The sequence below is a fragment of the Kitasatospora sp. NPDC056184 genome, assembly GCF_042268405.1.
Lineage (GTDB): Bacteria > Actinomycetota > Actinomycetes > Streptomycetales > Streptomycetaceae > Kitasatospora.
The window spans coordinates 224,118-246,806 of sequence record NZ_JBHJUI010000011.1 but is presented as its reverse complement, the minus strand read 5'-3'; the positions used below and the strand labels follow the sequence as shown (position 1 = coordinate 246,806).

Here is a 22,689-nt window from a genome sequence, read left to right as displayed (position 1 = left end):
CCTCTTACCCGATCCCGCGGTGGCCCCCGTCCAGCGGCCATGATCCCCCGCGACAAAGGTCTTCGATGCCCATCAGCCCGTCCCCTCACACCTCCGTCACGGACCGCGATGCCCTCGCAGCCACGACGGCCGGTCGGCGACCCCGCGTGACCATCGCGCGCGGAGCCACCCCCTGGTTCGTCCCCACCCTCGCCACGGCCGCCGTGACCACCGCCCTCACCCGGCGCAGTGGCAAGTGGGCCCTGGCTGCGGTACCCGCCTGTGCGCTCGGCGCCGGCATGCTGTGGTTCTTCCGCGACCCCGAGCGTGAGATCGGCACGGGCAGAGTGATCTCCCCCGCCGACGGCGTGGTCCAGAGCATCGACGCGTGGCCGGACGGCCGGACCCGCGTGGCGATCTTCATGAGTCCGCTCAACGTCCACGTGAACCGGGCCCCGCTGCCCGGCACCGTGACCTCCGTCGAGCACGTGCCCGGTGGCTTCGTGCCCGCGTTCAACAAGGACAGCGACCAGAACGAGCGGGTCGTCTGGCACTTCGACACCGAGCTCGGCGACATCGAGATGGTGCAGATCGCGGGCGCCGTGGCGCGCCGGATCGTGCCGTACGTGGACGCCGGTACCAAGGTCGAGCAGGGCGAGCGGATCGGTCTGATCCGGTTCGGGTCCCGGGTCGACACCTACCTGCCGGCCGGCGTCGAGGTCGGCGTCGAGGTCGGCCAGAAGACCACCGCCGGGGTGACGCGCCTTGACCGTGACTGATCCTGAGACGATCGTCGGCCTGGAGGACGAGGAGACGGTCCTGCGCCGTCGCCGTTGGGCCCGCGACCGCGAGCTGCGCGCGCCGCGCTCGCCGCAGCACCTGTCCACCGCCGACTTCCTGACCCTGGGGAACGCCGTCTGCGGCTTCCTGGCGATCTACTCGATCACCACCGGGGTGCTCGTCCCGCACATCACCAACCCGGACGCCGCGCCGGACAAGCACAGCGCCGCCACCGCGGTGACGCTGCTGCTGATCGGCTCGATGTGCGACCTGTTCGACGGTCTGGTGGCGCGCAAGCTGCGCTCCTCCGCGCTCGGGGCCGAACTCGACAACCTGGCCGACCTGATCAGCTTCGGCATCGCGCCGGCCTACTTCGTCGCGGTCTGGGGCATGGTCTCGCCCGGCTCCAACAGCCGCCTGTCGGCCCTGATCGCGCTGACCGTGCTGCTCGCGGTGGTCCTGCGGCTCGCCCGCTTCTCCGCCGTGAAGATGCGGCCCGGGGTCTTCCAGGGCATGCCCTGCCCGATGGGCGCCATGACGGTGATCGCCATCGTGCTGCTCGACCCGCCGTTCCTGCCCGGTCTGCTCGCCATCTTCGGCGCGGCGTACCTGATGGTCAGCCGGATCGAGTACCCCAAGCCGCAGGGCCTGCTGGCCACCGCGACGCTCTGCTGGATCGTCGTCTCGATCGGCTGCCTGGGGGCCTGGGCGACCGGTCTGCCGGGCGGCGACAACCTGCTGCACATCGGCGCGTTCGCGCAGATCGCGCTCGCCGCGATGGCGCCGCTGCTGGTCATCCGCCGCAAGGTGGGCCAGAAGGTCGGCGACGTCCGGGCCCGCCGCGCGGAGTCGCGGATCGGCTGACGCTCCTCCGGTCGCGCGGAAGGGCCCGGCCCCCCGAGGGGGGCCGGGCCCTTCCGCATGTGCGCTCCCGCTCGGCTAAGCGCCGCCGCGGTGGACGCTGAAGGCCGAGCGGCGGGCCGCGCGGGCCACGCCCGGGTCCGGGTGCACGCCGGAGACGGCGGTCAGCACCGAGGCCGCCCGCGGGTGCCCGGACTGCCGGGCCCGGGCGAACAGCCGCACCGGGTCGCCGGCCGAGGCGCCCTCGACGTGGCCGACCAGCAGTTCCGTTTCCCCGTGGTCGAGCACGGCCGCGGCGGTGTCCACCCAGAGCCAGGCGGCGTCCTCCGCGCCCAGCACATCGGCCGGGGAGACTCCCTCGTCCGAGCGCTCGGCCAGCCAGAGCAGCGCGTAGGGGCGCAGCACCGGCTCGTCGGCGGCGGCCCGGACGGCCTGCTCGGCGGTCACGCCGGCCACCCGCAGCGCCTCGAAGGCCAGGCCGCGCACCAGGGCGTCCTCGCCCTGCGCGGCCTCCAGCAGCTCGGCCACCGCCCGGTCGGCCGGGCGGGCGGCCAGCCAGGCCCGGTACTCGGCGCGGGCCGGGCCGGGCGAGTAGTCGGCGCAGGCGCTCAGCAGCTCCAGCGCGCTCTGCTCGATGTGGCCGGCGGCGGTCTGCGCGACGGTGCAGATCTCCTCCAGCTTGGCCCGCACCGCCCAGTGCCCGAGCGGGGAGAGCTCGGCCGCGTTGTCCCGGCGGGCCAGCGCGCCGACGGCGGCCAGGCCGTCCAGCATCCAGTCCAGGACGGCGGCGACGTCGGCGGGCGAGGCCGGGGTGTCGATCTGCGGCTCGCGGCAGGTGCCGCGGACGGCGGAGACGGCGGAGGCCGCGTGCGGGACGGGCGACAGGCCGAAGGTGCCCTCGCCGCCGCCGACCCGGCGCTCGTCCAGGCCGCGCCGGAGCAGCTCCAGCAGCTCGACGTCGGCCACCGGGCCGTCCACCAGGTGCAGGAAGGAGAGGAGCTGCGGCGCCTGGTCGACGGCCTGCCCGGCGAGCACCGCGAAGACCCCCCGCAGGGCGGCGGGCGGGACCGGGGCGAGCAGCGTCCAGGCGTCGAACAGCGCCGACCAGCCGCGGACCACCGCCTCGTCGTCGTGCTCCCAGGCGTGCAGGCGCCAGCCGGGGCCGGCGCCGCCGTCCCGGGCCTCGACCAGGCCGACCAGCAGGGCCTGGCCCCACGCCTTGGCGGCGGCGCCCACCGTCATGGCGAGCGCGAGGCCGGCGGCGCGGGCGTCGTCGGGGAGCAGCTCGCCGCGCTTGTCGACCTCGTCGAGGTCGCCGGCCCAGCGGGCGATCCGGACGGCGTCGACCAGCATGCGGCGGGCCAGCGGGGCGAGCTCGGCGGGAGCGGGGAAGCCCTCCGGCACAGGGACCCGGCCTCGGCCGGGTGCGGGGGCGGGGCCTCGTCGGCGGGGTACGCCCGGGGCCCCCGGCCTGGCGCCGGCGGGGCGGTGGGCCGTTCCGGGGAGACGGGTCACCGTCGCACCGGTACCGATCGTCGGCGGGAGCGGGGCATCACGGTCGCGCGGATTCCGAGACGTCACGTCGAGCAGTCTTCCCCTTGCACCGGCCATCTGTCACATCCGGTTGTCCGCGCGGGGCGGGAGGGGGGCGTGGGGGCTCGACAAGATCGGGCAACAGAGGCCAAACCGACTGGCTTGATCTTTATGGCGAGTCCATGCCAGATGGAACCGGTGTGCCGCGGAATTCCGCGCGAGGGGGGGCGGGAAGGGGATCAGCAGAACGGCGTGAGCCAGCGGCGGAGGGTCTCGGCGTAGCGGTCCGGGGCGCTGTTCCACAGGGCCGCGTGGTCGCCGCCGGGGAAGGCCTGGAGGTTGACGAGGTCCGGGCGGCGGTCGGCGAGGCGCCGGGCGGCGGCGAACGGGGCCACCGGGTCGTCGGGCCCGTGCAGCACCAGGGTGGGCACCCGCAGGTCGGTGCCCTCGGCGAGGCGGGCGAAGTCGGCCAGATCCACGCCGGTGCGGCCCTGGGCGGCGAGCACGCCGAGTTCGGCGCTCGCGCCCCGGAAGCCGGACCGGGCCGCGCCCCGGCGGGCGGTGGCCGGCCAGTCCAGCACCGGGGAGTCCAGGACCAGGCTGCTGATCGACGAGGCGAGGTCCGAGCGGGCGGCGGTGTGCAGGGCCATCGTGGCGCCGAGCGACCAGCCGTAGAGGACGACCCGGCCCGCGCCGCCCTCCAGGGCGGTGCGCACCGCGGCCTCGACGTCCCGCCACTCCGTCTCGCCGAAGTGGCCGAGGCCGTCCGGGGAGGGGGGCGCGCCGGCGTCGCCGCGGTAGGTGACGGCGAGCGCGGGCAGGCCGAGGCGCTGCAGCTCGGGGAGGACCGGCAGGGCCTGCCCGCGGTCGGCGTCGGGGCCGTGCACCAGGACCACCCAGGTGCCGCGCTTGCCGTCCACCCGCCAGGCGGGCAGCGCGCCCAGCTCGCCCTCGACGGCCGTCTCGGCGAACGGCAGGCCGAGCGCCGAGGCCGGGTCGCCGAGGTACACCCGGGGCGTGAGGCGGACCTCGGTCCCGGGGGCGAGGGTGCCGCGGTCGGCGCGCACCAGGCGGCGGGTGACGCCCTGCTCGTCGCGGTGCAGGACCTCCTCGACCACCGCGTGGCCGTCCTCGCCCCACTCGACGGCCCAGCGGCCGGGCCGCTCGCTCACCGCGGTGCGGGTGAAGGTGACCTGCCCCGCGCCGAGGCTCCGGACGCGCACCGGGCCGGTCCGGTCGCGGGCGTCCCCGGTCGGACGGACCATCCGCTCGGACGCCTTGCGGCCGATCAGCAGGACGGCGGCCCCGGTGCCGACGGCGGCGGCCGCCACGGTGGCCGCGATTCCCCAACGCATACTCGCTCCCCGGTGCTCGGTGTCTGGCTGCTGCTGCTCGGTGTCCGGCTGCCGCGGGGTCCGGCCGCTCGACGTCCGGACCCACCCCTCAGTCCACTCGCGCGGGCGGGGGGAAGCCAGTAGGACACGGCCGTACGGGTTGTTCCGCGAGGAAGGTCACACCGGCGGGGACGGGGCGGCGCGGCGTGTGACCAAGACCCCGGACAACCTCGGTTGACTCCCGGTTCGGGCCCGTGATGGGATCCTTCAGCCAATACGGAGGCATGCAGAGGAAGCCGGTGCGAGTCCGGCGCGGTCCCGCCACTGTCACCGGGGAGCACGACCGGAACACGCCACGGCGAGCCGTCAGAAGCCGCTGGAAGGCCCGGATCGCGCGTCCGACCCGGAAGCCAGGAGACTCTCGCCCCCGGTTCGTCGATCCAGGGCGCGGACCCTGAGTGAGGACACGCACGCGATGCTGCGCCCTGCCGTGCGCCCGCCGGGCCGGGCCCTCGCCTTCGGCGCGGGCGCCGTCGCTGGCTACCTGGCCGACGCCCGCTTCGGCGACCCGCGCCGCGGCCACCCGGTGGCCGGCTTCGGCTCCGCCGCCGGTCGGCTGGAGCGCCTGCTGTGGCGCGACCACCGCGCCGCCGGCGCCGCCTTCACCGCCCTCGCCGTGGGCACCGTCGCGGCCGGCGCGCTGGCCGCCGACCGGCTGCTGGCCCGCCGTCCGCTCGGCCGGGCCGCCCTCGCCGCCGCCGCGACCTGGACGGTGCTCGGCGGCAGCTCGCTGACCCGGGAGGCCCGCACCATCGGCCGTTCGCTCGCGGCGGGCGATCTGACGGCGGCCCGGGAGCGGCTGCCGCACCTGTGCGGGCGCGACCCGAGCGCGCTGGACGAACGGCAGCTGGCCCGCGCCGTGGTCGAGTCGGTGGCCGAGAACACCGCCGACGCCGTGGTCAACGCCCTGGTCTGGGGCGGTCTGGCGGGCACGCCCGGCCTGCTGGCGTTCCGCGCGGTGAACACCCTGGACGCGATGGTCGGTCACCGCTCGCCCCGCTACGCCCGGTTCGGCTGGGCCTCGGCGCGGCTGGACGACGTCGCGGGCTGGCCGGGCGCGCGGCTGACCGCGCTGCTGACGGTGGCCGCCGCCCCCGAGCCGCGCACCGCCTGGCGGGTCTGGCGCCGCGACGGCTCCGCCCACCCCAGCCCGAACGCCGGCCAGGCCGAGTCGGCCTTCGCGGGCGCGGTGGGCGTGCGCCTCGGCGGGACGCTGCGGTACGGCGAGCGGGTGGAGCACCGGCCCGTGCTGGGGGAGGAACTGCGCCCCGTCGGGGTGGACGACATCGAGCGGGCCTGTGTGCTCTCCCGGCGGGTGAGCGCGCTGGCCCTGGGTACGACGGTCGCCGGGCACCTGCTGCTCGGGGCGGCCCTGGTGAGGAAGCGGAGGAGTGGGTCATGAGCAAGGCGCTGCTGGTCGCCGGGACGACCTCGGACGCCGGCAAGAGCGTGGTCACCGCGGGCATCTGCCGCTGGCTGGCCCGGCAGGGTGTCGCGGTCGCGCCGTTCAAGGCGCAGAACATGTCGCTGAACTCCTTCGTCACCTCCGACGGCGCCGAGATCGGCCGCGCGCAGGCGATGCAGGCGCAGGCCGCCCGGGTGGAGCCGGAGGCGGCGATGAACCCGGTGCTGCTCAAGCCCGGCGCGGACGGCCGCAGCCAGGTGGTGCTGCTGGGCCGCCCGGTCGCCGAGGTCGGCGCGCTGGACTACCGCGAGCGCAAGCCGGTGCTGCTGGAACGCGCCCTGGAGTGCCTGGCGGACCTGCGCACCCGCTTCGACGTGGTGGTCTGCGAGGGCGCGGGATCGCCCGCCGAGATCAACCTGCGCGACCGCGACATCGCCAACATGGGTCTGGCCACCGCCGCCGGGCTGCCGGTCGTCGTGGTCGGGGACATCGACCGCGGCGGCGTGTTCGCGGCGATGTACGGGACGCTGGCGCTGCTGTCGGCGGAGGACCAGCGGCATGTGGCGGGCTGGTTCGTCAACAAGTTCCGCGGCGACGCGCGGCTGCTCGCGCCGGGCCTGGAGATGCTGCGCGAGCTGACCGGCCGCCCGGTGCTCGGCACCCTGCCGATGCTGCCGGACCTCTGGCTGGACGCCGAGGACTCGCTCGACCTGTCCACCGTCGTCGACCGGACCGCCGCGCGCGGCCCGCTCGGCGCGGACGTGCTGCGGGTGGCCGTGCTGCGCTTCCCCCGGCTGTCCAACTTCACCGACCTGGACGCGCTCGCCCAGGAGCCCGGCGTGCTGGTCCGCTGGGCCACCCGGCCCGAGGAGCTGGCCGACGCCGACCTCGTCGTCCTGCCCGGCACCCGGGCCACCGTCGCGGACCTCGCCTGGCTGCGCGAGCGCGGCCTGGAACCGGTGCTGAAGGCGCGGGCGGCGGCCGGGCGGCCGCTGCTCGGCGTCTGCGGCGGCTACCAGATGCTGGCGCGCTCGATCGTGGACGAGGTCGAGTCGAAGGCGGGCGCGGTGGACGGGCTCGGGCTGCTGCCGACCCGGGTGCGCTTCGGCGCCGGGAAGGTGCTCGGCCGCCCGGTCGGCGAGGCCTACGGCGAGCGGGTCGAGGGGTACGAGATCCACCACGGCGTCGTGGCCGTCGAGGGCGGGGAACCGTTCCTGGACGGCTGCCGGGTGGGCCAGGTGTGGGGGACCACCTGGCACGGCGCGCTGGAGAACGACGGCTTCCGGCGCGCGCTGCTGCGCGAGGTCGCGCAGGCCGCCGGCCGGGCGTTCGTGCCCGCGCCGGACACCTCGTTCGCCGCCGCGCGGGAGGCCCGGCTGGACCGGCTGGGCGAGCTGATCGAGGAGCACGCGGACACCGACGCGTTGTGGAAGCTGATCGAGGGCGGGGTGCCGGCGGCCGGATCGCTGCCGTTCCTGGCGCCCGGAGCCCCTGGGGAGCATGCATGAGTGACGTCCGTTATCCGTTCACGGCCATCGTGGGCATGGCCGACCTGCGGCTCGGCCTGCTGCTGAACGCCGTCTCGCCCGCGGTCGGCGGGGTGCTGGTGCGCGGCGAGAAGGGCACCGCCAAGTCGACCATGGTGCGCGCGCTGGCCGGGCTGCTGCCGTCCATCGCGACCGTCGACGGCTGCCGCTTCGCCTGCGACCCGGCGGCGCCGGACCCGCAGTGCCCGGACGGCGCGCACGACGGCGGGGCGTCCTCGCGGCGCCCGGCCGAGCTGGTCGAGCTGCCGGTCGGCGTCTCCGAGGACCGGATCGTCGGCTCGCTGGACCTGGAGCGGGCGCTCGCCGAGGGCGTCAAGGCGTACGAGCCGGGGCTGCTGGCCCGGGCGCACCGCGGCGTGCTCTACATCGACGAGGTCAACCTGCTCCAGGACCACGTGGTGGACCTGCTGCTGGACGCCGCCGCGATGGGCCGCTCCTACGTCGAGCGCGAGGGCGTGTCGGTGCGGCACGCGGCGCGCTTCCTGCTGGTCGGCACGATGAACCCGGAGGAGGGCGAGCTGCGGCCGCAGCTGCTCGACCGGTTCGGCCTGACGGTGGAGATCGCCGCGACCCGGGAGCCCGCGGAGCGCGCCGAGGTGGTGCGCCGCCGGCTCGGCTACGACGCCGACCCGACCGCGTTCGCCGCCCGCTTCGCCGGGGACGAGCGGGCGCTGGCGGCCCGGATCACCGCCGCGCGCGAGCTGCTGCCGCAGGTGGAGCTGACCGACACGGCGCTGCGCCAGATCACCGCCGTCTGCGCGGCGTTCGAGGTGGACGGGCTGCGCGCGGACATCGTCATGGCGCGCACCGCCGTCGCGCTGGCCGCCTGGGCCGGGCGCACCGAGGTGCTGGCGGAGGACGTCCGCAAGGCCGCCCAGCTGGCGCTGCCGCACCGCCGCCGGCGCAACCCGTTCGACGCGCCCGGGCTGGACGAGGAGCAGCTGGACCGGGTGCTGGAGGAGCACGCCCAGCAGGAGCCCGAGCCGGAGCCCGAGCCCGAGCCCGCGACGGCCGAGGGGCCGCAGGACGACCCGGACCCGGACGGCGACACGGACCCGGACGGCGGCGGCCCGCGGGACGGCGGCCCCGACGGCGACGGGGGCGGCGGCGCGCCGGAGCCCTCCGGTCCGGACGGCCCGCCGCCGGCGGCCGCGGACCCGGCCGCCGGGGAGGACGCCGCCCCGCAGCCCGTCCCGGCGCAGCACCCCTCCCCCGCGCGGGAGTCGGCGCCGGTCGCGGCCGGCGACCCGTACCGCACCCGGCTGTTCGCGGTGGACGGCACCGGGCGCGGCGCCCAGGGCCGCCGCTCCCCCGCCGAGACCGACGGCGGCCACACCGTCCGGGCCCGCCGCCCGCGCGGCCGGCTCGCCCGGCTCCACCTGAGCGCCACGCTGCGCGCCGCCGCGCCGCACCAGGTGGCGCGCGGACGGTCCTCGCGCGCGCTGGTGCTGCACAAGGACGACTTCCGCGAGCAGGTGCGCCAGGGGCGGGAGTCCAACCTGGTGCTGTTCGTGGTGGACGCCTCCGGTTCGATGGCGGCCCGGCAGCGGATGACCGCCGTCAAGGGCGCGGTGCTGTCGCTGCTGATGGACGCCTACCAGCGCCGCGACAAGATCGGCATGATCACCTTCCGCGGCGCCTCGGCCGAGCTGGCGCTGCCGCCGACCTCCTCGGTGGAGGTCGGCGCGGCCCGGCTGGAGTCGCTGCCCACCGGCGGGCGCACCCCGCTGGCGGCGGGCCTGCTGCGGGCCCACGAGGTGCTGCGGGTCGAGCGGATGCGCGACCCCGACCGCCGGCCGCTGCTGGTCGTGGTGACCGACGGCCGGGCCACCGGCGGCCGGACCGCCGTCACCGAGTCGCACCGGGCGGCCGGGCTGCTGGCCGCGCAGGGCGTGGCGAGCGTGGTGCTGGACTGCGAGTCCGGCCCGGTGCGGCTCGGCCTGGCCGGCGCCCTGGCGGCGCGGCTGCGCGCCACCTCCGTGGCCCTGGACGAGCTGCGCTCCGACGGCGTCGCCTCGCTCGTCCGCGAGAACCGCCCGAGCGGCGCGAACCGCCCCAGCACCACGAACCGTCCGAGCACCACCGCATCGCGAAAGGCGGCCTGAGCCGACATGCCCAAGGGTGTCCCCGAGAGCGTCCCCGAGGACGGCCTGACGACCCGTCAGCGCCGTACCCAGCCGATCACCGCCGTCCACACCGGCCCCGGCAAGGGCAAGTCCACCGCCGCCTTCGGTATGGCGCTGCGCGCCTGGAACCAGGGCTGGTCGGTCGGAGTGTTCCAGTTCGTGAAGTCCGCCAAGTGGAAGGTCGGCGAGGAGAACGCGCTGCGGGTGCTCGGCGCCTCCGGCGAGGGCGGCACCGTCGACTGGCACAAGATGGGCTCCGGCTGGTCCTGGATCCAGCGCTCCAGCGCGATGGAGCTGGACAGCGAGGCGGCGGCCAAGGAGGGCTGGGAGCAGGTCAAGCGCGACCTGGCCGCCGAGACCTACCGCTTCTACGTACTGGACGAGTTCACCTACCCGATGCACTGGGGCTGGATCGACCCGGCGGAGGTGGTCGCCGTGCTGAAGGACCGCCCGGGCAGCCAGCACGTCGTCATCACCGGCCGGTACGCGCCGGAGGCGCTGACCGGCTTCGCCGACCTCGTCACCGAGATGACCAAGGTCAAGCACCCGATGGACGCCGGCCGCAAGGGCCAGCGCGGCATCGAGTGGTAGCGGTCCCGAGCTACGGAGCCTGAACACGTGAACATCCCCCGCCTCGTCGTCGCGGCGCCCTCCTCGGGCGCCGGGAAGACCACCGTCGCCACCGGCCTGATCGCCGCGCTCACCGCGCGCGGGCTGGCCGTCTCGCCGCACAAGGTCGGCCCGGACTACATCGACCCGGGCTACCACGGGCTGGCCGCCGGGCGGCCGGGCCGCAACCTGGACGCGTTCATGTGCGGGCCGGAGCGGATCGCCCCGCTCTTCCTGCACGGCGCGGCCGGGGCGGACGTGGCGGTGGTCGAGGGCGTGATGGGCCTGTTCGACGGCGCCTCCGGGCGCGGCGAGCTGGCGTCCACCGCGCACGTGGCCAAGCTGCTGCGGGCGCCGGTGGTGCTGGTGGTGGACGCCGGCTCGCAGTCCCGGTCGGTGGCCGCGCTGGTGCACGGCTTCGCCTCCTGGGACCCGGAGGTGCGGCTGGCCGGGGTGATCCTCAACCGGGTCGCCTCCGACCGGCACGAGCAGCTGCTGCGGGAGGCCCTGGAGGAGGGCTCCGGGGTGCCGGTGCTGGGCGCGGTGCGGCGCTCGGCGGCGGTCGCCACGCCGTCCCGGCACCTGGGGCTGATCCCGGCCGTGGAGCGCTCGGCGGAGGCGCTGCGGGCGGTGGCGGACATGGGCGAGCTGGTCGCCGGCTCGGTGGACCTGGACGCGGTGCTGGCGCTGGCCCGGACGGCGCCGCCGCTGGCCGGCGTCGAGCCGTGGGACCCGGCGGCGGAGGTGGGCGCGCCGACCGGGGGGACGCCGGTCGCGGGCGCATCGGCCGGGGGCGCGCCGGCCGGGGGCGCATCGATCGGGGGCGCGCCGCGGATCGCGGTGGCCGGGGGCGCGGCGTTCTCCTTCTCGTACGCCGAGAACGCCGAGCTGCTGGCCGCCGCCGGCGCCGAGGTGGTGCCGTTCGACCCGCTGCACGCCGACGCCCTGCCGGAGGGCACGGCGGGCCTGGTGATCGGCGGCGGGTTCCCCGAGCTGTACGTCCGGGAACTCAGCGCGAACGATCAACTGCGGTCCGCGATCGCCGCGTTCGCGGCGGCGGGCGGCCCGGTCTCCGCCGAGTGCGCCGGACTGCTCTACCTCGGGCGGGAGTTGGACGGCCTGCCGATGTGCGGGGTGCTGGACACCTCGGCCCGGATGACCGAGCGGCTGACCCTCGGGTACCGGGAGGCGGTGGCCCTGCACGACTCGCCGCTGGCACCGGCCGGGGCCCGGCTGCGCGGGCACGAGTTCCACCGGACGGTCTGCGAGCCGGGCGCCGGCGAACGGCCCGCCTGGGGCTGGCGGTTGCCGACCGGCCCGCGCACCGAGGGATTCGCGGGCGCGGCCGGGGTGGAGAATGTTCACGCTTCGTATCTGCACCTGCACTGGGCGGGATACCCGCAGCTCGCCGCCTCCTTCACGGCGGCGGCCGCGGCGTTCCGGGCGGGCTGAGGCGCACTCGGCGGAAACCGACAGGCCTTCGGGTCTGGTGCTGCGGCCGTGCGGGGCGTCAAAATAGGGACAGAAAACCGCATATCGCCCCATTCGCCACCGGCGCCGGCGCGAGCCGACCGCCGCTCGGCGAACCGGGCGGTAGTCGGCGACCGCTGACCCGGCGGGGCGCCGAACACGCCCTCGCGGCGCCGCACACGCCCCGGCGGGGCGAGCAGGCTCGAAGGAGCCGTCACGATGCGTTACACATTAACCCCGCTGCGTCCCCACCCCGTCACCGACCTCCCCCTCCCCCACCACCCGCGCTCCTGTCCGGTGCCGCTCTCACCGGACGCCCTCCAGGCGCTCCATGACGAGTACCAAGGACTGATCGACAGCCGTCGGCTGCCGAAGTTCATCACCTTCGGCCAGTACTTCTACGTCTGGCGCTCCCGGGTGCGCGGCGAGAACGTCATCGGCCTCGACGACGGAGCCCGCCGCCCCGGCCCCAGCACCAACGCCCAGCTGATCACCCGTCCGAGCAAGCAGCTCAAGGGCGTGGTCCGCACCATGGTCCTGCTGGTGGACTTCCCCGACCTGCCGCACGACCCCGCGAACACCCCCGAGCACTTCGAGAAGCTGCTGTTCAGCTCCGGCACCTTCCCCACCGGCTCGATGCACGACTACTACCAGGGGGTCAGCGGCTTCGACCCGACCGACCCGAGCGGCGGCGGCATCGACGCCCAGGGCGAGGTGCACGGCTGGTTCCGGCTGCCGCACCCGATCTCCTTCTACGCCGACAACCAGTCCGGCCAGGGCACGGCGCCCAGGAACGAGCAGGGCATGGCCGTCGACGCGATCGCCCTCGCGCTCAAGAACGGCGTCACGTTCACCAAGGACTTCGACGCCCTCGGCACGGGTGACGTCACCGCCCTGTTCGTCGTCCACGCGGGCACCGGCGCCGAGGGCGTCCAGGACCCGGCCAAGGTCCAGGCCGCCCTGTGGAGCGCCAAGTGGATCAACGACGACCCCACCCAGGTCGCGCCCGGCCTGGCCGTGCAGACCTTCCTGACCGTCCCCGAGGACTGCAAGGTCGGCGTCTGCTGCCACGAGTGGGGCCACCTGGCCTGCGGCTTCGCCGACTACTACGACACCGGCGACGTCGAGTTCACCCAGTCCAACGGCCTCGGCAACTACTGCCTGATGGCGGCCGGCTCCTGGGGCAACCAGGGCGACACCCCGGTGTACCCGAGCGGCATGCTGCGGATGTTCCAGGGCTGGACCACCCCGCAGGCCGTCACCAGCACCACCAAGGACATCGTCCTGCGCCCCGTCTCCGAGGGCGGCGACATCCTGTTCGTCCGCAGCCCGCGGATGACGCCCACCCAGTACGTCATCGTGGAGTACCGGCGCCAGAGCGGGCAGGACAAGTTCCTGCCGGACCAGGGCGTCGCCGCGTACGTCGTGGACGAGGCCATCGACAACGTCAACGACGAGAAGCACCTCGCCATCGAGCTGATGCAGGCCGACGGCCGCCGCGACCTGGCGAAGATCTTCGGCCAGGGCAACCGCGGTGACGACACCGACCTCTACCCGGCGCTCGGCAACACCAGCATCGGCGAGCACACCCGGCCCGCGCTGGACGAGCCCGGCGGCACCTGGACCGGCGTCACCCTCGACGTCGCCGGCACGCCCGGGACGGACCGGATGGAGGTGAGCGTGACCATCGAGTGACCCGGCCGCCCCTCCAGGCGGCTGGATGACCGATTGTCAGGTGATCGTCCTCAACGGGGGCCCCAGCTCCGGGAAGTCGGGAACTCCAGCATCGCCCGCCGGCGGCAGGAGGTGCTGCCGGATCCCTGGTCGGCCCTCGGGGTGGACACGCTGATCGCCGCCCTGCCCGCCGCGCTGCGCGGCTCCGGCGGTGGCTCCGGCGCAGCCGCGCCCGGCGCGGACGGTGAGGCCGGACCGGGCAGCGGCGGCGATCCCGGCGTGTCCGCGGACGGACGTGTCCGCGGACGAACCCGCCGACGGCACCGGCCGGTTCGTCGGCACCGGCGGGTCGGAGGTCGGCGGCGGGTCGCAGGTCGGCGGCGGCAGCGGACCGGCAGCGCGTCAGGCCTCGGCCGCCGCCAGGCCGAACCGCACGCCGGTCAGCTCCTCCGACAGCTCCCAGAGCCGGCGGGCGGTCTCGGCGTCGGCCGCCGAGGGCGCGAGTGCGACCCTGGTCGGCGCGCCGCGCAGTTCGCCCCGGCCGTCCGGGCCGATGAACTCCCCGCCGCGCGCGGACGGGTCGGTCGCCGCGTACAGCTGCGGCAGCGCGCCGTCCTCCGGGCGCTGGGCGAGCGGCCGGAGCAGCCGTCCGAAGAGCAGCCGGGTGAGGCCGGTCGGCCCGTTGGTCTGCAGGCCGGTGGCGGTGTAACCGGGGTGGGCGAGCAGGCTGCGCACCGGTCGGCCGGACGCGCTCAGCCGGCGGTGGAGTTCGCGGCCGAAGAGCGCGTTGGCGAGCTTCGACTGGTCGTAGAAGCCCATCGGCGAGTAGTCGCGCGCCCCGGTGAGGTCGTCGAAGCGGATCCGCCCCTTGCGGTGGTTGAGCGAGCTGACGGTCACCACGCGCGGGTCGCGGCCGGCGGCGAGGGCGTCGAGCAGCAGGCCGGTGAGGGCGAAGTGGCCGAGGTGGTTGACGGCGAACTGCAGCTCGTGGCCCTGCGGGCTGAGCGCGCGGGGCGGGGCGAACACCCCCGCGTTGTTGACGAGGACGTCCAGCCGGGGGTGGTCGGCCGACAGCCGGTCGGCGAAGGTCCAAACGGTGTCGAGGTCGGCCAGGTCGAGGCGGCGGACCTCCAGGCGGTCGGCCGCGCCGGGGTCCGGCAGGGTGGCGGCGATCCGGGCGGCGGCCGAGCGCCCCCGCTCCTCGTCGCGGACCGCGAGGACCACCCGCCCGCCCCGCTCGGCCAGCGCCCGGGCGGTGGCCAGGCCCAGCCCGCTGCTCGCTCCGGTGACGACGAACACCCGCCCGTGCTGGTCCGCAGGGCCGCCTGTTGGCTCCAAAGGCTTCATGTGGCAGATGCTGCCGCTCGTGTCACTCGGTGTCAAGACGCTACTGGATGACATGACCGGCATGGCGTTACCATCGTCGGGTGACCTCCCGACCCGCCGTCAGCCTCGCCCAGCGCAAGCGCCAACTCGTCGTGGACGAGCTGACCGAAGCCGCCTTCCGGCTGCTCACCGCCCAGGGGTTCGACGCCGTCACGGTGGACGAGATCGCGGCCGGCGCCGGAGTGTCCAAGCGGACGTTCTTCCGCTACTTCGCGTCCAAGGAGGACGTGATCGTCCGGTTCCTGGCCGACCTGGGCGCCGGCATCAGCGCCGAACTCGCCGCCCGCCCCGCCGCGGAGCCGCCCTCGGCCGCCCTGCGGCACGCCGTCTCGGTGCCGCTGGCCGCGTGCGGCGAGCACGGCGACCGCGCGCTGCGCGCCGTCCAGCTGATCCTGCGCACCCCGGCGCTGCATGCCCGCTTCCTGGAGCGGCAGGCCGAGTGGCGCGCGGAGCTGTCGGCCGAACTGGCCCGCCGCCTCGGCCTCGACCCCGCCGCCGACCTCTACCCCCGGCTCGCCGCCGGGACGGCGCTCACCGCCTTCGGCGCCGTGCTGGAGCGGTGGAGCGACAGCGACGGCGCCGCCGACCCGGCCGCCCTGACCGCCGAGGCCTTCACCCTCCTCGCCCCCGCCCTGGACGCGCCCGCCCGCTGAGCGCGGGCGCCCGTCCCCGAGCTGTTCGCCTCCGCCGACCCGGACGGGGGCCGCGCCACGGCGTCCGGGAGCTGGCCGACCCGCTCCCCGCCTACCACCGGGGCGTGGCCCTGCTCGGCGACGCCGCACATGCCATGTGTCCTTTCCAGGGCCAGGGCGCCTGCCAGGCGATCGAGGGCGCGGTCGTGCTGGCCGCCGGTGTCCGCCCCGACCGCGTCCTCCTCGCCCGCGCCGCCGCCACCTACGGCTGGCACCCGCCGCGGCTCGCGGGCTGAGCACCGCGGCATGCGACAGGGGGCGGCCCCGGCCGGTGCCGGAGCCGCCCCCTGCCGGTGGACGTGGTCAGAGGCGGCGGCGGGCCATCCAGAAGGTGGCGCCACCGCCGATGCCGAGCACGGTGAGACCGGCCGCCAGGGCCGCCGCGAGCGACCCGGAGGACCCGGTCTCGGCCAGCTCGACCGTGGCCGGGGCCGCCGCCACGGGGGCGGCCGGGGCGGGTGCGGGCGGAGCGGGTGCGGGCGCCTCGACCGGGACCGCGGGCGCGGCCGGGGCGGCGGCGGGCGCCGCCTCCGCCACAGGCGCGGCCGCCGGGGCCTTCCCGGCCGACGCGCCCTTGCCCGCGGAGGCCTCCTTGCCGACGGACACGCCCTTGGCGGCGACCGCCCCCTTCCCCGCCGACGCGCCCTTGGCGGTCGGCGTCTCCTGCACGGCCGGCTGTGCCTTGGGCGCCGAGGCGTCCGGCGCGACGATCTGCACCGTGGCGTCCCCGCCGCCCATCGACGTCCCCGAGAACGGCGCGGTCGGGCTCTCGTTGACGAGCAGGACGGAGGTCATCTTGACCGACCCGAGCGGGGTGACGGCGTCGAACGACACCCGGACCCGCAGGGTGGTCGTCGACTTGGCGCCGACACCGAAGTCGCGCTCCTTCAGGTAGGCGCCGGGGCTGTCGGCGCCGAAGGTACCGCTCACCTGCGGCACCGTGGTCCACTCGCCGTTCGCCTTGCGGACCTCGACGGTGGCGTGCGTACCGGCGAACAGGACCTCGGAGACGTTGAGGTAGCGCGAGGGCGTCGGGTTCTTCAGCACGGCGTCGAACTCGACGGGCGACCCGCCCGCGACCGCCGTGGCCGGGACGTGGGACAGCCCGGACGAGAGACCGGTGACCTTGATCGTGTCGGTCACCCGGGCCGCCGCGGCCCCGCCGGCGCCGATGCCCACGGTCGACTCGAAGGCCATCGACTGGATCCCGCCGTTACTGGCGCCTTCGTGCGGCCCGCCCATCGGTACGCCGAGCCGCAGCCGCACCGTCGCGCTGCCGTGCGCCGGGATCTCCAGGGAGTACGGCACCTCGCCCCAGTAGGCGAGGTCGTCCCCCTCGCCGCCGGCCGACAGCGGAACGGGCTTCCACGCGCCGTCGGCCGGGTCGCGGTAGTCGAGGACGACGGCGTTGTTGCCCGGCAGGCCCGCGCCGGTGACAGCCTTCAGGTAGAGGTGGTAACCGGCCTCCTGGGAGCCGGTGTTGGTGACGGTCTCGGTGAACTCGACCGGCTGCCCGGCGAGTCCGATCACGGCCGGGGCGTCGACCTTGAGCTTCGCCCCGAGCAGCGCGCCGTCGTCCGCGAGGGCCGCGGGCGCCGACAGCAGGACGGTCCCGCCCGCCAGCACCGTCGCGAGGACGGTGGCGGCGGCCCGGGAGACCGTGCGGCGCGAGCGGTTCCGACGGTTCACGACGGTGGTACGCATGAGAATTCCCCCCCCATTTCCGCTGCGGGCACACCTCAGCGGAAAAGTGCTGACCATGGTGAATTTTCCACGGACGGACAGACCTGGTCCGACCGCCCGGGAGTGAAGGTGAGCCGGGCCGAGAACCCCTCCTCGGCCAGTGCTCCCAAGGCGTCTTGGCGCCTCATGGTCATTCAGACACGCGGCCGGGAAGAACGGTTGCACACCGACCGACGAATTTTTCCGGGACTTCGCTACCGTGCCGGGAATCCGCTATCGGGATCCCGTGAACCGGTGGTTCGCCATCGAACTCCCCGCCTCGGTCAGGTCACGCGGTGAGCGCCGGACCGTCCTCGGCGGTGTCGTCCGGGGTCTGCGGGAGGGTGAGGGTGGCGAGGGCGCCGCCGTCCGGGTGGTTGGTGAAGGCGAGGGCGGCGCCGATGACGCGGGTGTGGCCCTGGGCGATGGTGAGGCCGAGGCCGTGGCCCCTGCCGCGTTCGCGGACGCTGGTGCGGAAGCGCTGGGGGCCGTCGCGCAGGAGTTCCGCGGGGAAGCCGGGGCCGTGGTCGCGGACGGTGATCCGGTGGCCGTCGACGCGCAGCTCGATGGTGCCGCCGCCGTGGCGGTCGGCGTTCAGGAGCAGGTTGCCGAGGATCCGGTCGAGCCGGCGCAGGTCGGTGCGGACGGACGCGTCCGCCGCCACCTCGACCGCGACGTCCAGACCGGTGAGCGCGACCGTGCGGCGCACCGCGCGTTCCAGCGGCACCGCCGAGAGGTCGGGCAGTTCGGCGTCGGCGTCCAGCCGGGAGACCTCCAGGAGGTCCTCGACCAGTCCGCGCAGCGCCTGCACCCGGTTCTGCACCAGCTGGGTGGGCCGCCCCGGGGGGAGCAGTTCGGCGGCCGTGACCAGCCCGGTCAGCGGGGTGCGCAGCTCGTGCGCGACGTCGGCGGTGAACCGCTGCTCGTCCTCCAGCCGCCGGTACAGCTCCCGGGACATGAGGTCGACCGCGGCCGCGAGGTCGGCGACCTCGTCCCGGCCGTCGACGAGTTCGCCGATCCGGGTGTCGGTGCGCCCGGAGGCGATGCCGCGGGCCGCCGTCGCCGCCCTCCGCAACCGGCGGCTGATCCGGTCCGCGACCAGCACCCCGACCAGCACGGTGGTGAAGACCGAGGCGGTGACGGTGATCAGGATGATCCGGTCCAGGTCGGCGATCGCCCGGCGGTCCTGGGCGAAGTCGAGCCGGACCGAGAGCACCCCGCCGCTCACGGCGCCCGCCGCCCACATCGACTCGCCCTCCGGCCCCCGCGCGAGCAGCGACCCGCGCCGCTCCTGCGCCGCGAGGGTGCGCAGCCGCCCGGGCAGCGCCGGGTCGTCCAGCGCGGCGTGCCGGCGGCCGCCTCCCGTGAGGTCCTCGCCGCGCTGGTAGGCGCCGAGTGCCGCGTCCAGCGCGGTGAGCGCGGAGCCGCGCGCCTGGCCGACGTGCTGGCGGACCATCGCCTGGTGGACGAGCAGGCCGACCGCCACCGCGACCAGGACGGAGATGGCGGCGACGGCGGTGGCGATCTGGCGGCGCAGCGTCATTCGGCCCGCCGGAGCTTGTAGCCGAAGCCGCGGACGGTCTCGATCCGCCCGCCGCCGATCTTGGCGCGCAGCCGCTGCACGTGGACGTCGACCACGCGGGTGTCGGCGCCCCACTCGTAGTCCCAGACCCGCTCCAGCAGCACGGCGCGCTCCAGCACGATGCCGGGCGCGGCGGTGAACTCCAGGAGGAGGCGCAGTTCGGTCGGGGTGAGCGGGACGAGCCGGCCGTGCACGCGGACCTCCATGGAGTCGGTGTCCACCTCCAGGCCGTCGAAGCTGCGCACGGGCGTGCGGGGTTCGGGGGCCGCCGGTCCGGGGATCGCCGGTCCGGGGGCGGCGGGTCCGGGGGCGGGCACGGAGGCCGGTGCGGGCTCGGGCGCGGGGGCCACCGGGACGACCCGGATGCGGCGCAGCACGGTGCGGATCCGGGCGACCAGCACCGCGCTCTCGAACGGCTTGACGACGTAGTCGTCCGCGCCCGCCTCCAGCCCGGACACCACGTCGACCGGATCGGTGCGCGCCGACATCATGAGGATCGGCAGCTGGCTCTCCTCGCGGATCCGCCGGCAGAGGCCGACCCCGTCGAGCAGCGGCAGCATCACGTCGAGCAGGACCAGGTCGGGCCGCTCGGCGTGGAACGCCTCCAGCCCCTCCAGGCCGTCGGCGGCCGTGGCCACCGGGAAGCCGTAGCGCTCCAGGGCCATCCGGGTGGCCTCCCGGATCACCTCGTCGTCCTCGACGATGAGGATCCGGGGGTGGCTGGGTGCCGTGGGGTTCATGGCTTGGCCTCCGGGCGGGCGGGCGGCCGCGCGGTGGGCGCGGCCGTGGGCACGGCGGTGGGCGTGACCGGGCGGATCGAATACGGCTGCGGAGCGGGCGCGCCCGCTCCGGAGCCCGGGGCGGAGGACGTGGGCTGCCGGACCGAGGGCGCTTCCGGCCGGGGAACGGCCGTCACCGCGTAGTCCTCGACGGTCGGCACCCGGTAGGAGCCGACCACCCAAACCGCGGAGGTATCCGGCATCGGCCCGATGCCCTCGACCTTCTGCTCGGCCAGGACGAGCCGCGTACCGTCCCAGCTGAAGCGGCGGCTGGTCCGGGACTGGACGGTGGTGGGCTCGTACAGCCACAGGTCGATGCCGACCATCTCGGCGCCGAACCGCTTCAGCAGCTGCACCCTCAGGATCGACAGGAGCCGGTCGTCCGACACCGTGTAGACGTGCAGCACGTCCGCGCTGACGAGTCCGACGACGACGAGCAGCTCCGGCCGGCCGTCGCCGGTGAGGTCGCGGTACTCGGCGTTGCGGATCTCGCAGCCCTCACAGGGGTCGAGGGCCCGCCGTTCCTCCAGGCCCACCTCGGGGTCCTTGGCCAGCAGGGTGCGGACGTCCACCGAGGTGACGTCCTGCTCCGCGACGCTCATGTCCGGGACCGGCAGCGGTGTCGGCTGTGCGACACGGGCCGGACCGGGCTCCGGAGAGGGCGCCGCAGCCCGGTCCGGCCAGAGCGCCAGGCGGGCGGGCGGAGGTGTGACGGCCGCCGCCGCGCCGTGGTCGCGCAGTTCCCCGGGAGCGGCGCAGCCGACCCCGAGGGCGAGGAGCGCGGCGGCGAGGAGGGTCCGGACGGCGTGCGGGCGACGGGCGATGGTGCTCATCCTCCGGTGACCCTCCTTGTCCGCGTTGGTTCGTGTCCGGTGATAGGTCGTCGGCACGGCGCCCGCCGGTTCCCCGGCGGGCGCCGTCCGGCAGGGTAGCCGGAGCCCGATCAGCCGGCGGAGGCGGCCGGGACGGCCAGGTCCGCCAGGACGATGATGTTGTCCGTCCAGTGCCCGTCGGCCCCGATCCGGCCGCCGCAGGTGATCAGGCGCAGCTCGGGCGCCGCCGTGTCGCCGTACACCACGGCGGTGGGGAAGGCGTCCTTGGCGGCCTGGACCAGCTCGCGGACCTTGAAGTCCACGGTGCTGCCGTCCTCCCGCCGCACCTGGATCAGGTCCCCCGGCCGCAGCTTCGGCAGGCCCCGGAAGACCGCCGGGCCGCGCGCGGTGTCGTAGTGCCCGATCAGGACGGCGGGCCCGGTCTCCCCCGGGGTCGGGCCGTTGCGGTACCAGCCGGCCTCACCGGCCCGTTCGACGGTCGGCACCTCGACGGTGCCGTCGGCGTTCAGGCCGAGGCCGGTCACCGGGGCGTCGACGCCGGCCGCCGGGACGAGCAGGCGGGTCGGCTTCGAGGCCGCGAACGGGCTCGGCGCGGCGGCTGCCGCGCCGGTGGCGGCCGGGACGGCCGGGGCCGCCGTGCCGGTGGCGGCCGGCGTCGCCGCCGGTGCGGCCGAAGCGGTCTCCCCCGCCGCCTGGCGCGCCGAGGTCTCCACCCGGACCACCGGGGGCTCCCGCTGGTCGGAGAGCGCCACCGTCGTGCCGAGCACCAGGCAGAGCAGCCCGGCCGCCCCGAAGACGCTCCGGTTCAGCCGGCCCGGCCACGACCCCCCGTCCCGGGCGCGCCCCCCGCGGCGACGCCCGACCGGGCGGCCGTCGTCAGCCGCGCGCACCGGAGCGGCGACGCAGCACGGCGAAGCCGAGCGCCCCGGCGCCGACGGCCGCGACGACGCTGCCGCCGACCAGCTGGAGGCCGGACGAGTCGCCCGCGGCGGACCCGTCACCGGCCTGCGCGGCGCCCTTCGGCACTGCACGGACCTGCGGCTGACCGGCGCCGGTGCCGGTACCGGTCTTGCCCGCCGGCCCCTTGGGCGCCGGGCTCTTGGTCCAGGTGTTCGGCTCCTTCCCGGACACCAGGATCACGCTTTCCCCTCCCGGACCCTCCTGCAACAGGTAGCTGGTCCCCCAGCGCACGTTCCCGCGCAAGGTGTAGGTGTTCCCCGGGCCCGCGATCACGGCCACCTCCGCGGGGAGCGTGGCCACCGGGCCCGGGGTCACGGTGGGTACGGCCGTCGGCGTCGGGGCCACGGTCGGCGTGCCGGTCGGCGAAGGGGCCACGGTGGGCGTGCCCGTCGGCGTCGGGGCCACGGTCGGCGTGCCGGTCGGCGAGGGGGCCACGGTCGGCGTGGCCACCGGGGACGGGGTCGCGGTGGGCGTGCCGCCGTCGGCCCAGGCCTGCCCGCCGGTGACGACGGTCAGCAGCGCGGCGCCGGTCAGGGCGCAGACGGCCGTCAGCCGCACGACGGCGCGGTTCCTGGTCGTACGCGTAGCCATACGAACTCTCCATTCATCTCGGCGACGCGGTCCCCGGCCGGGTGCGGCCGGCGCGTCGGGAGTGACGCTAGGAAGCCCGTGTCGCGGTCCCCGGCCGGTCGTGTCACAGCGGCTCATCGGCTCTGTAACGACCTGCGGCCCGCCCGCTCAGCGGCGGATGAACCGGTCGAACCAGTCGAAACGGCCGGACCGGCCGGACCGGCCGGACCGGCCGGCGTACCGGTCCAGCGGGCCCGGCCGCTCCGGCGCGAAGGGCGTCCCGCCGCGCAGCCCCCGGTAGCCGATGACGAGCGCCTCGCCGAGGAAGCCGACGCCGATGGAGAGGTTCACCGGGCGGGCGGCCTCGTGCATGCCGAGCTTCCCGGCCAGCAGGCCGTAGAGCGCCGAGGCCAGGAGGGCGAGGACGACGACGAGGAAGGTCCGCCCGGTGTAGCGCTGGTACAGCACGCCGTTCCGGCGGGACAGCGCGACGGTGGCGCCGCGCAGCGCGCCGAGGCCGAGGCCGATCAGGCAGCCGCCGACCGCCCAGCCGGCGTCGGCGCCGTTCAGCTCCTCGGCCTCCAGCACCGACCAGACGCCGAGGGCGGTGAGCACCACCGGCGGGCCGAAGAGGTCGCGGAGGTTGACCGGTTCGCCGATCAGCCGTTTGACGACGACGGCCGCCGCGGCCACCGCGATGATCGTCACGAGCAGCCATGTCTGCACGGCCCGCACCCCCCTTGTGCTCCCGGGCCGTCTGCCGCCCGGATGTCCGGCGGCCCAATTT

General features: G+C 75.8%; 20 protein-coding genes and 1 riboswitch. Of the genes, 10 read left to right on the top strand and 10 right to left on the bottom strand.

The features are described 5' to 3' along the window. Positions 1–65: 65 nt before the first annotated feature. Both ACFC0B_RS23145 and ACFC0B_RS23140 read left to right on the top strand, forming a co-directional pair. Entirely contained in the window at positions 66–758 is a 693-nt protein-coding gene (locus ACFC0B_RS23145) for a phosphatidylserine decarboxylase (RefSeq protein WP_030398303.1), read from the top strand. Further along, complete coding sequence (locus tag ACFC0B_RS23140) at positions 745–1,623, top strand: CDP-alcohol phosphatidyltransferase family protein (protein WP_376088777.1); 879 nt, start codon at positions 745–747, stop codon at positions 1,621–1,623. Before ACFC0B_RS23145 ends, ACFC0B_RS23140 begins: the two co-directional genes overlap by 14 nt. Before the next feature lie 75 nt (positions 1,624–1,698). Here ACFC0B_RS23140 and ACFC0B_RS23135 read toward each other — a convergent pair whose 3' ends face one another. Next, entirely contained in the window at positions 1,699–3,024 is a 1,326-nt protein-coding gene (locus tag ACFC0B_RS23135; RefSeq protein ID WP_376088774.1) for a hypothetical protein, read from the bottom strand. Positions 3,025–3,392: 368 nt separating this feature from the next. Further along, positions 3,393–4,508 carry an alpha/beta hydrolase family protein gene (locus tag ACFC0B_RS23130; RefSeq protein WP_376088771.1) on the bottom strand — a complete coding sequence of 372 codons (1,116 nt, stop codon included), beginning with the start codon at positions 4,506–4,508 and terminating at the stop codon, positions 3,393–3,395. Positions 4,509–4,716: 208 nt separating this feature from the next. Next, positions 4,717–4,929, top strand: a riboswitch (cobalamin riboswitch). Between the two features lie 33 nt (positions 4,930–4,962). Between ACFC0B_RS23130 and ACFC0B_RS23125 the strand changes: the two genes are divergently transcribed. The 6 genes from ACFC0B_RS23125 to ACFC0B_RS23100 all read left to right on the top strand — a co-directional run bounded on the left by ACFC0B_RS23125 (position 4,963) and on the right by ACFC0B_RS23100 (position 13,399). Beyond that, a complete protein-coding gene (locus ACFC0B_RS23125; protein ID WP_376088768.1) occupies positions 4,963–5,949 on the top strand; it encodes a cobalamin biosynthesis protein in 987 nt (328 codons plus the stop codon). After that, a complete protein-coding gene (locus tag ACFC0B_RS23120; RefSeq protein ID WP_376088765.1) occupies positions 5,946–7,460 on the top strand; it encodes a cobyric acid synthase in 1,515 nt (504 codons plus the stop codon). The genes ACFC0B_RS23125 and ACFC0B_RS23120 overlap by 4 nt, the downstream gene beginning before the upstream one ends. Next, positions 7,457–9,604 carry a putative cobaltochelatase gene (locus ACFC0B_RS23115; protein ID WP_376088762.1) on the top strand — a complete coding sequence of 716 codons (2,148 nt, stop codon included), beginning with the start codon at positions 7,457–7,459 and terminating at the stop codon, positions 9,602–9,604. The genes ACFC0B_RS23120 and ACFC0B_RS23115 overlap by 4 nt, the downstream gene beginning before the upstream one ends. Before the next feature lie 6 nt (positions 9,605–9,610). Then, positions 9,611–10,216, top strand: coding sequence for a cob(I)yrinic acid a,c-diamide adenosyltransferase (gene cobO, locus ACFC0B_RS23110; RefSeq protein WP_376088759.1), 606 nt, complete (start codon positions 9,611–9,613; stop codon positions 10,214–10,216). Positions 10,217–10,243: 27 nt separating this feature from the next. Then, on the top strand, positions 10,244–11,686 hold the full coding sequence (locus ACFC0B_RS23105; RefSeq protein WP_376088756.1) for a cobyrinate a,c-diamide synthase: 1,443 nt from the start codon (positions 10,244–10,246) through the stop codon (positions 11,684–11,686). 237 nt (positions 11,687–11,923) lie between these two features. Next, the gene (locus tag ACFC0B_RS23100) at positions 11,924–13,399 is read left to right on the top strand and encodes a M6 family metalloprotease domain-containing protein (RefSeq protein WP_376088753.1); all 1,476 of its coding nucleotides are present in this window, start codon (positions 11,924–11,926) and stop codon (positions 13,397–13,399) included. Positions 13,400–13,780: 381 nt separating this feature from the next. Here ACFC0B_RS23100 and ACFC0B_RS23095 read toward each other — a convergent pair whose 3' ends face one another. Continuing rightward, positions 13,781–14,725: an oxidoreductase gene (locus ACFC0B_RS23095; RefSeq protein WP_376088751.1), complete on the bottom strand. Its 945-nt coding sequence runs from the start codon at positions 14,723–14,725 to the stop codon at positions 13,781–13,783. An 80-nt stretch (positions 14,726–14,805) separates the two neighbouring features. Here ACFC0B_RS23095 and ACFC0B_RS23090 point away from each other — a divergent pair, with 80 nt between their 5' ends. Both ACFC0B_RS23090 and ACFC0B_RS23085 read left to right on the top strand, forming a co-directional pair. Continuing rightward, complete coding sequence (locus ACFC0B_RS23090) at positions 14,806–15,417, top strand: TetR family transcriptional regulator (protein WP_376088748.1); 612 nt, start codon at positions 14,806–14,808, stop codon at positions 15,415–15,417. A gap of 104 nt (positions 15,418–15,521) precedes the next feature. Further along, entirely contained in the window at positions 15,522–15,692 is a 171-nt protein-coding gene (locus ACFC0B_RS23085; RefSeq protein ID WP_376088745.1) for a hypothetical protein, read from the top strand. 67 nt (positions 15,693–15,759) lie between these two features. Here the strand turns inward: ACFC0B_RS23085 and ACFC0B_RS23080 are convergent, their stop codons facing one another. The 7 genes from ACFC0B_RS23080 to ACFC0B_RS23050 all read right to left on the bottom strand — a co-directional run bounded on the left by ACFC0B_RS23080 (position 15,760) and on the right by ACFC0B_RS23050 (position 22,628). After that, on the bottom strand, positions 15,760–17,160 hold the full coding sequence (locus ACFC0B_RS23080; protein WP_376088742.1) for a hypothetical protein: 1,401 nt from the start codon (positions 17,158–17,160) through the stop codon (positions 15,760–15,762). A gap of 307 nt (positions 17,161–17,467) precedes the next feature. Then, positions 17,468–18,721: a sensor histidine kinase gene (locus tag ACFC0B_RS23075; RefSeq protein ID WP_376088740.1), complete on the bottom strand. Its 1,254-nt coding sequence runs from the start codon at positions 18,719–18,721 to the stop codon at positions 17,468–17,470. After that, entirely contained in the window at positions 18,718–19,500 is a 783-nt protein-coding gene (locus tag ACFC0B_RS23070) for a response regulator (RefSeq protein ID WP_376088737.1), read from the bottom strand. The genes ACFC0B_RS23075 and ACFC0B_RS23070 overlap by 4 nt, the downstream gene beginning before the upstream one ends. Then, positions 19,497–20,372 carry a hypothetical protein gene (locus ACFC0B_RS23065; RefSeq protein ID WP_376088734.1) on the bottom strand — a complete coding sequence of 292 codons (876 nt, stop codon included), beginning with the start codon at positions 20,370–20,372 and terminating at the stop codon, positions 19,497–19,499. The genes ACFC0B_RS23070 and ACFC0B_RS23065 overlap by 4 nt, the downstream gene beginning before the upstream one ends. 110 nt (positions 20,373–20,482) lie before the next feature. Beyond that, the gene (locus ACFC0B_RS23060) at positions 20,483–21,139 is read right to left on the bottom strand and encodes a class F sortase (protein ID WP_376088731.1); all 657 of its coding nucleotides are present in this window, start codon (positions 21,137–21,139) and stop codon (positions 20,483–20,485) included. A 109-nt stretch (positions 21,140–21,248) separates the two neighbouring features. Continuing rightward, a complete protein-coding gene (locus tag ACFC0B_RS23055; protein WP_376088728.1) occupies positions 21,249–21,923 on the bottom strand; it encodes a hypothetical protein in 675 nt (224 codons plus the stop codon). A gap of 147 nt (positions 21,924–22,070) precedes the next feature. Beyond that, the gene (locus ACFC0B_RS23050; protein WP_376088725.1) at positions 22,071–22,628 is read right to left on the bottom strand and encodes a DUF1453 domain-containing protein; all 558 of its coding nucleotides are present in this window, start codon (positions 22,626–22,628) and stop codon (positions 22,071–22,073) included. Between the last annotated feature and the right edge of the window lie 61 nt (positions 22,629–22,689).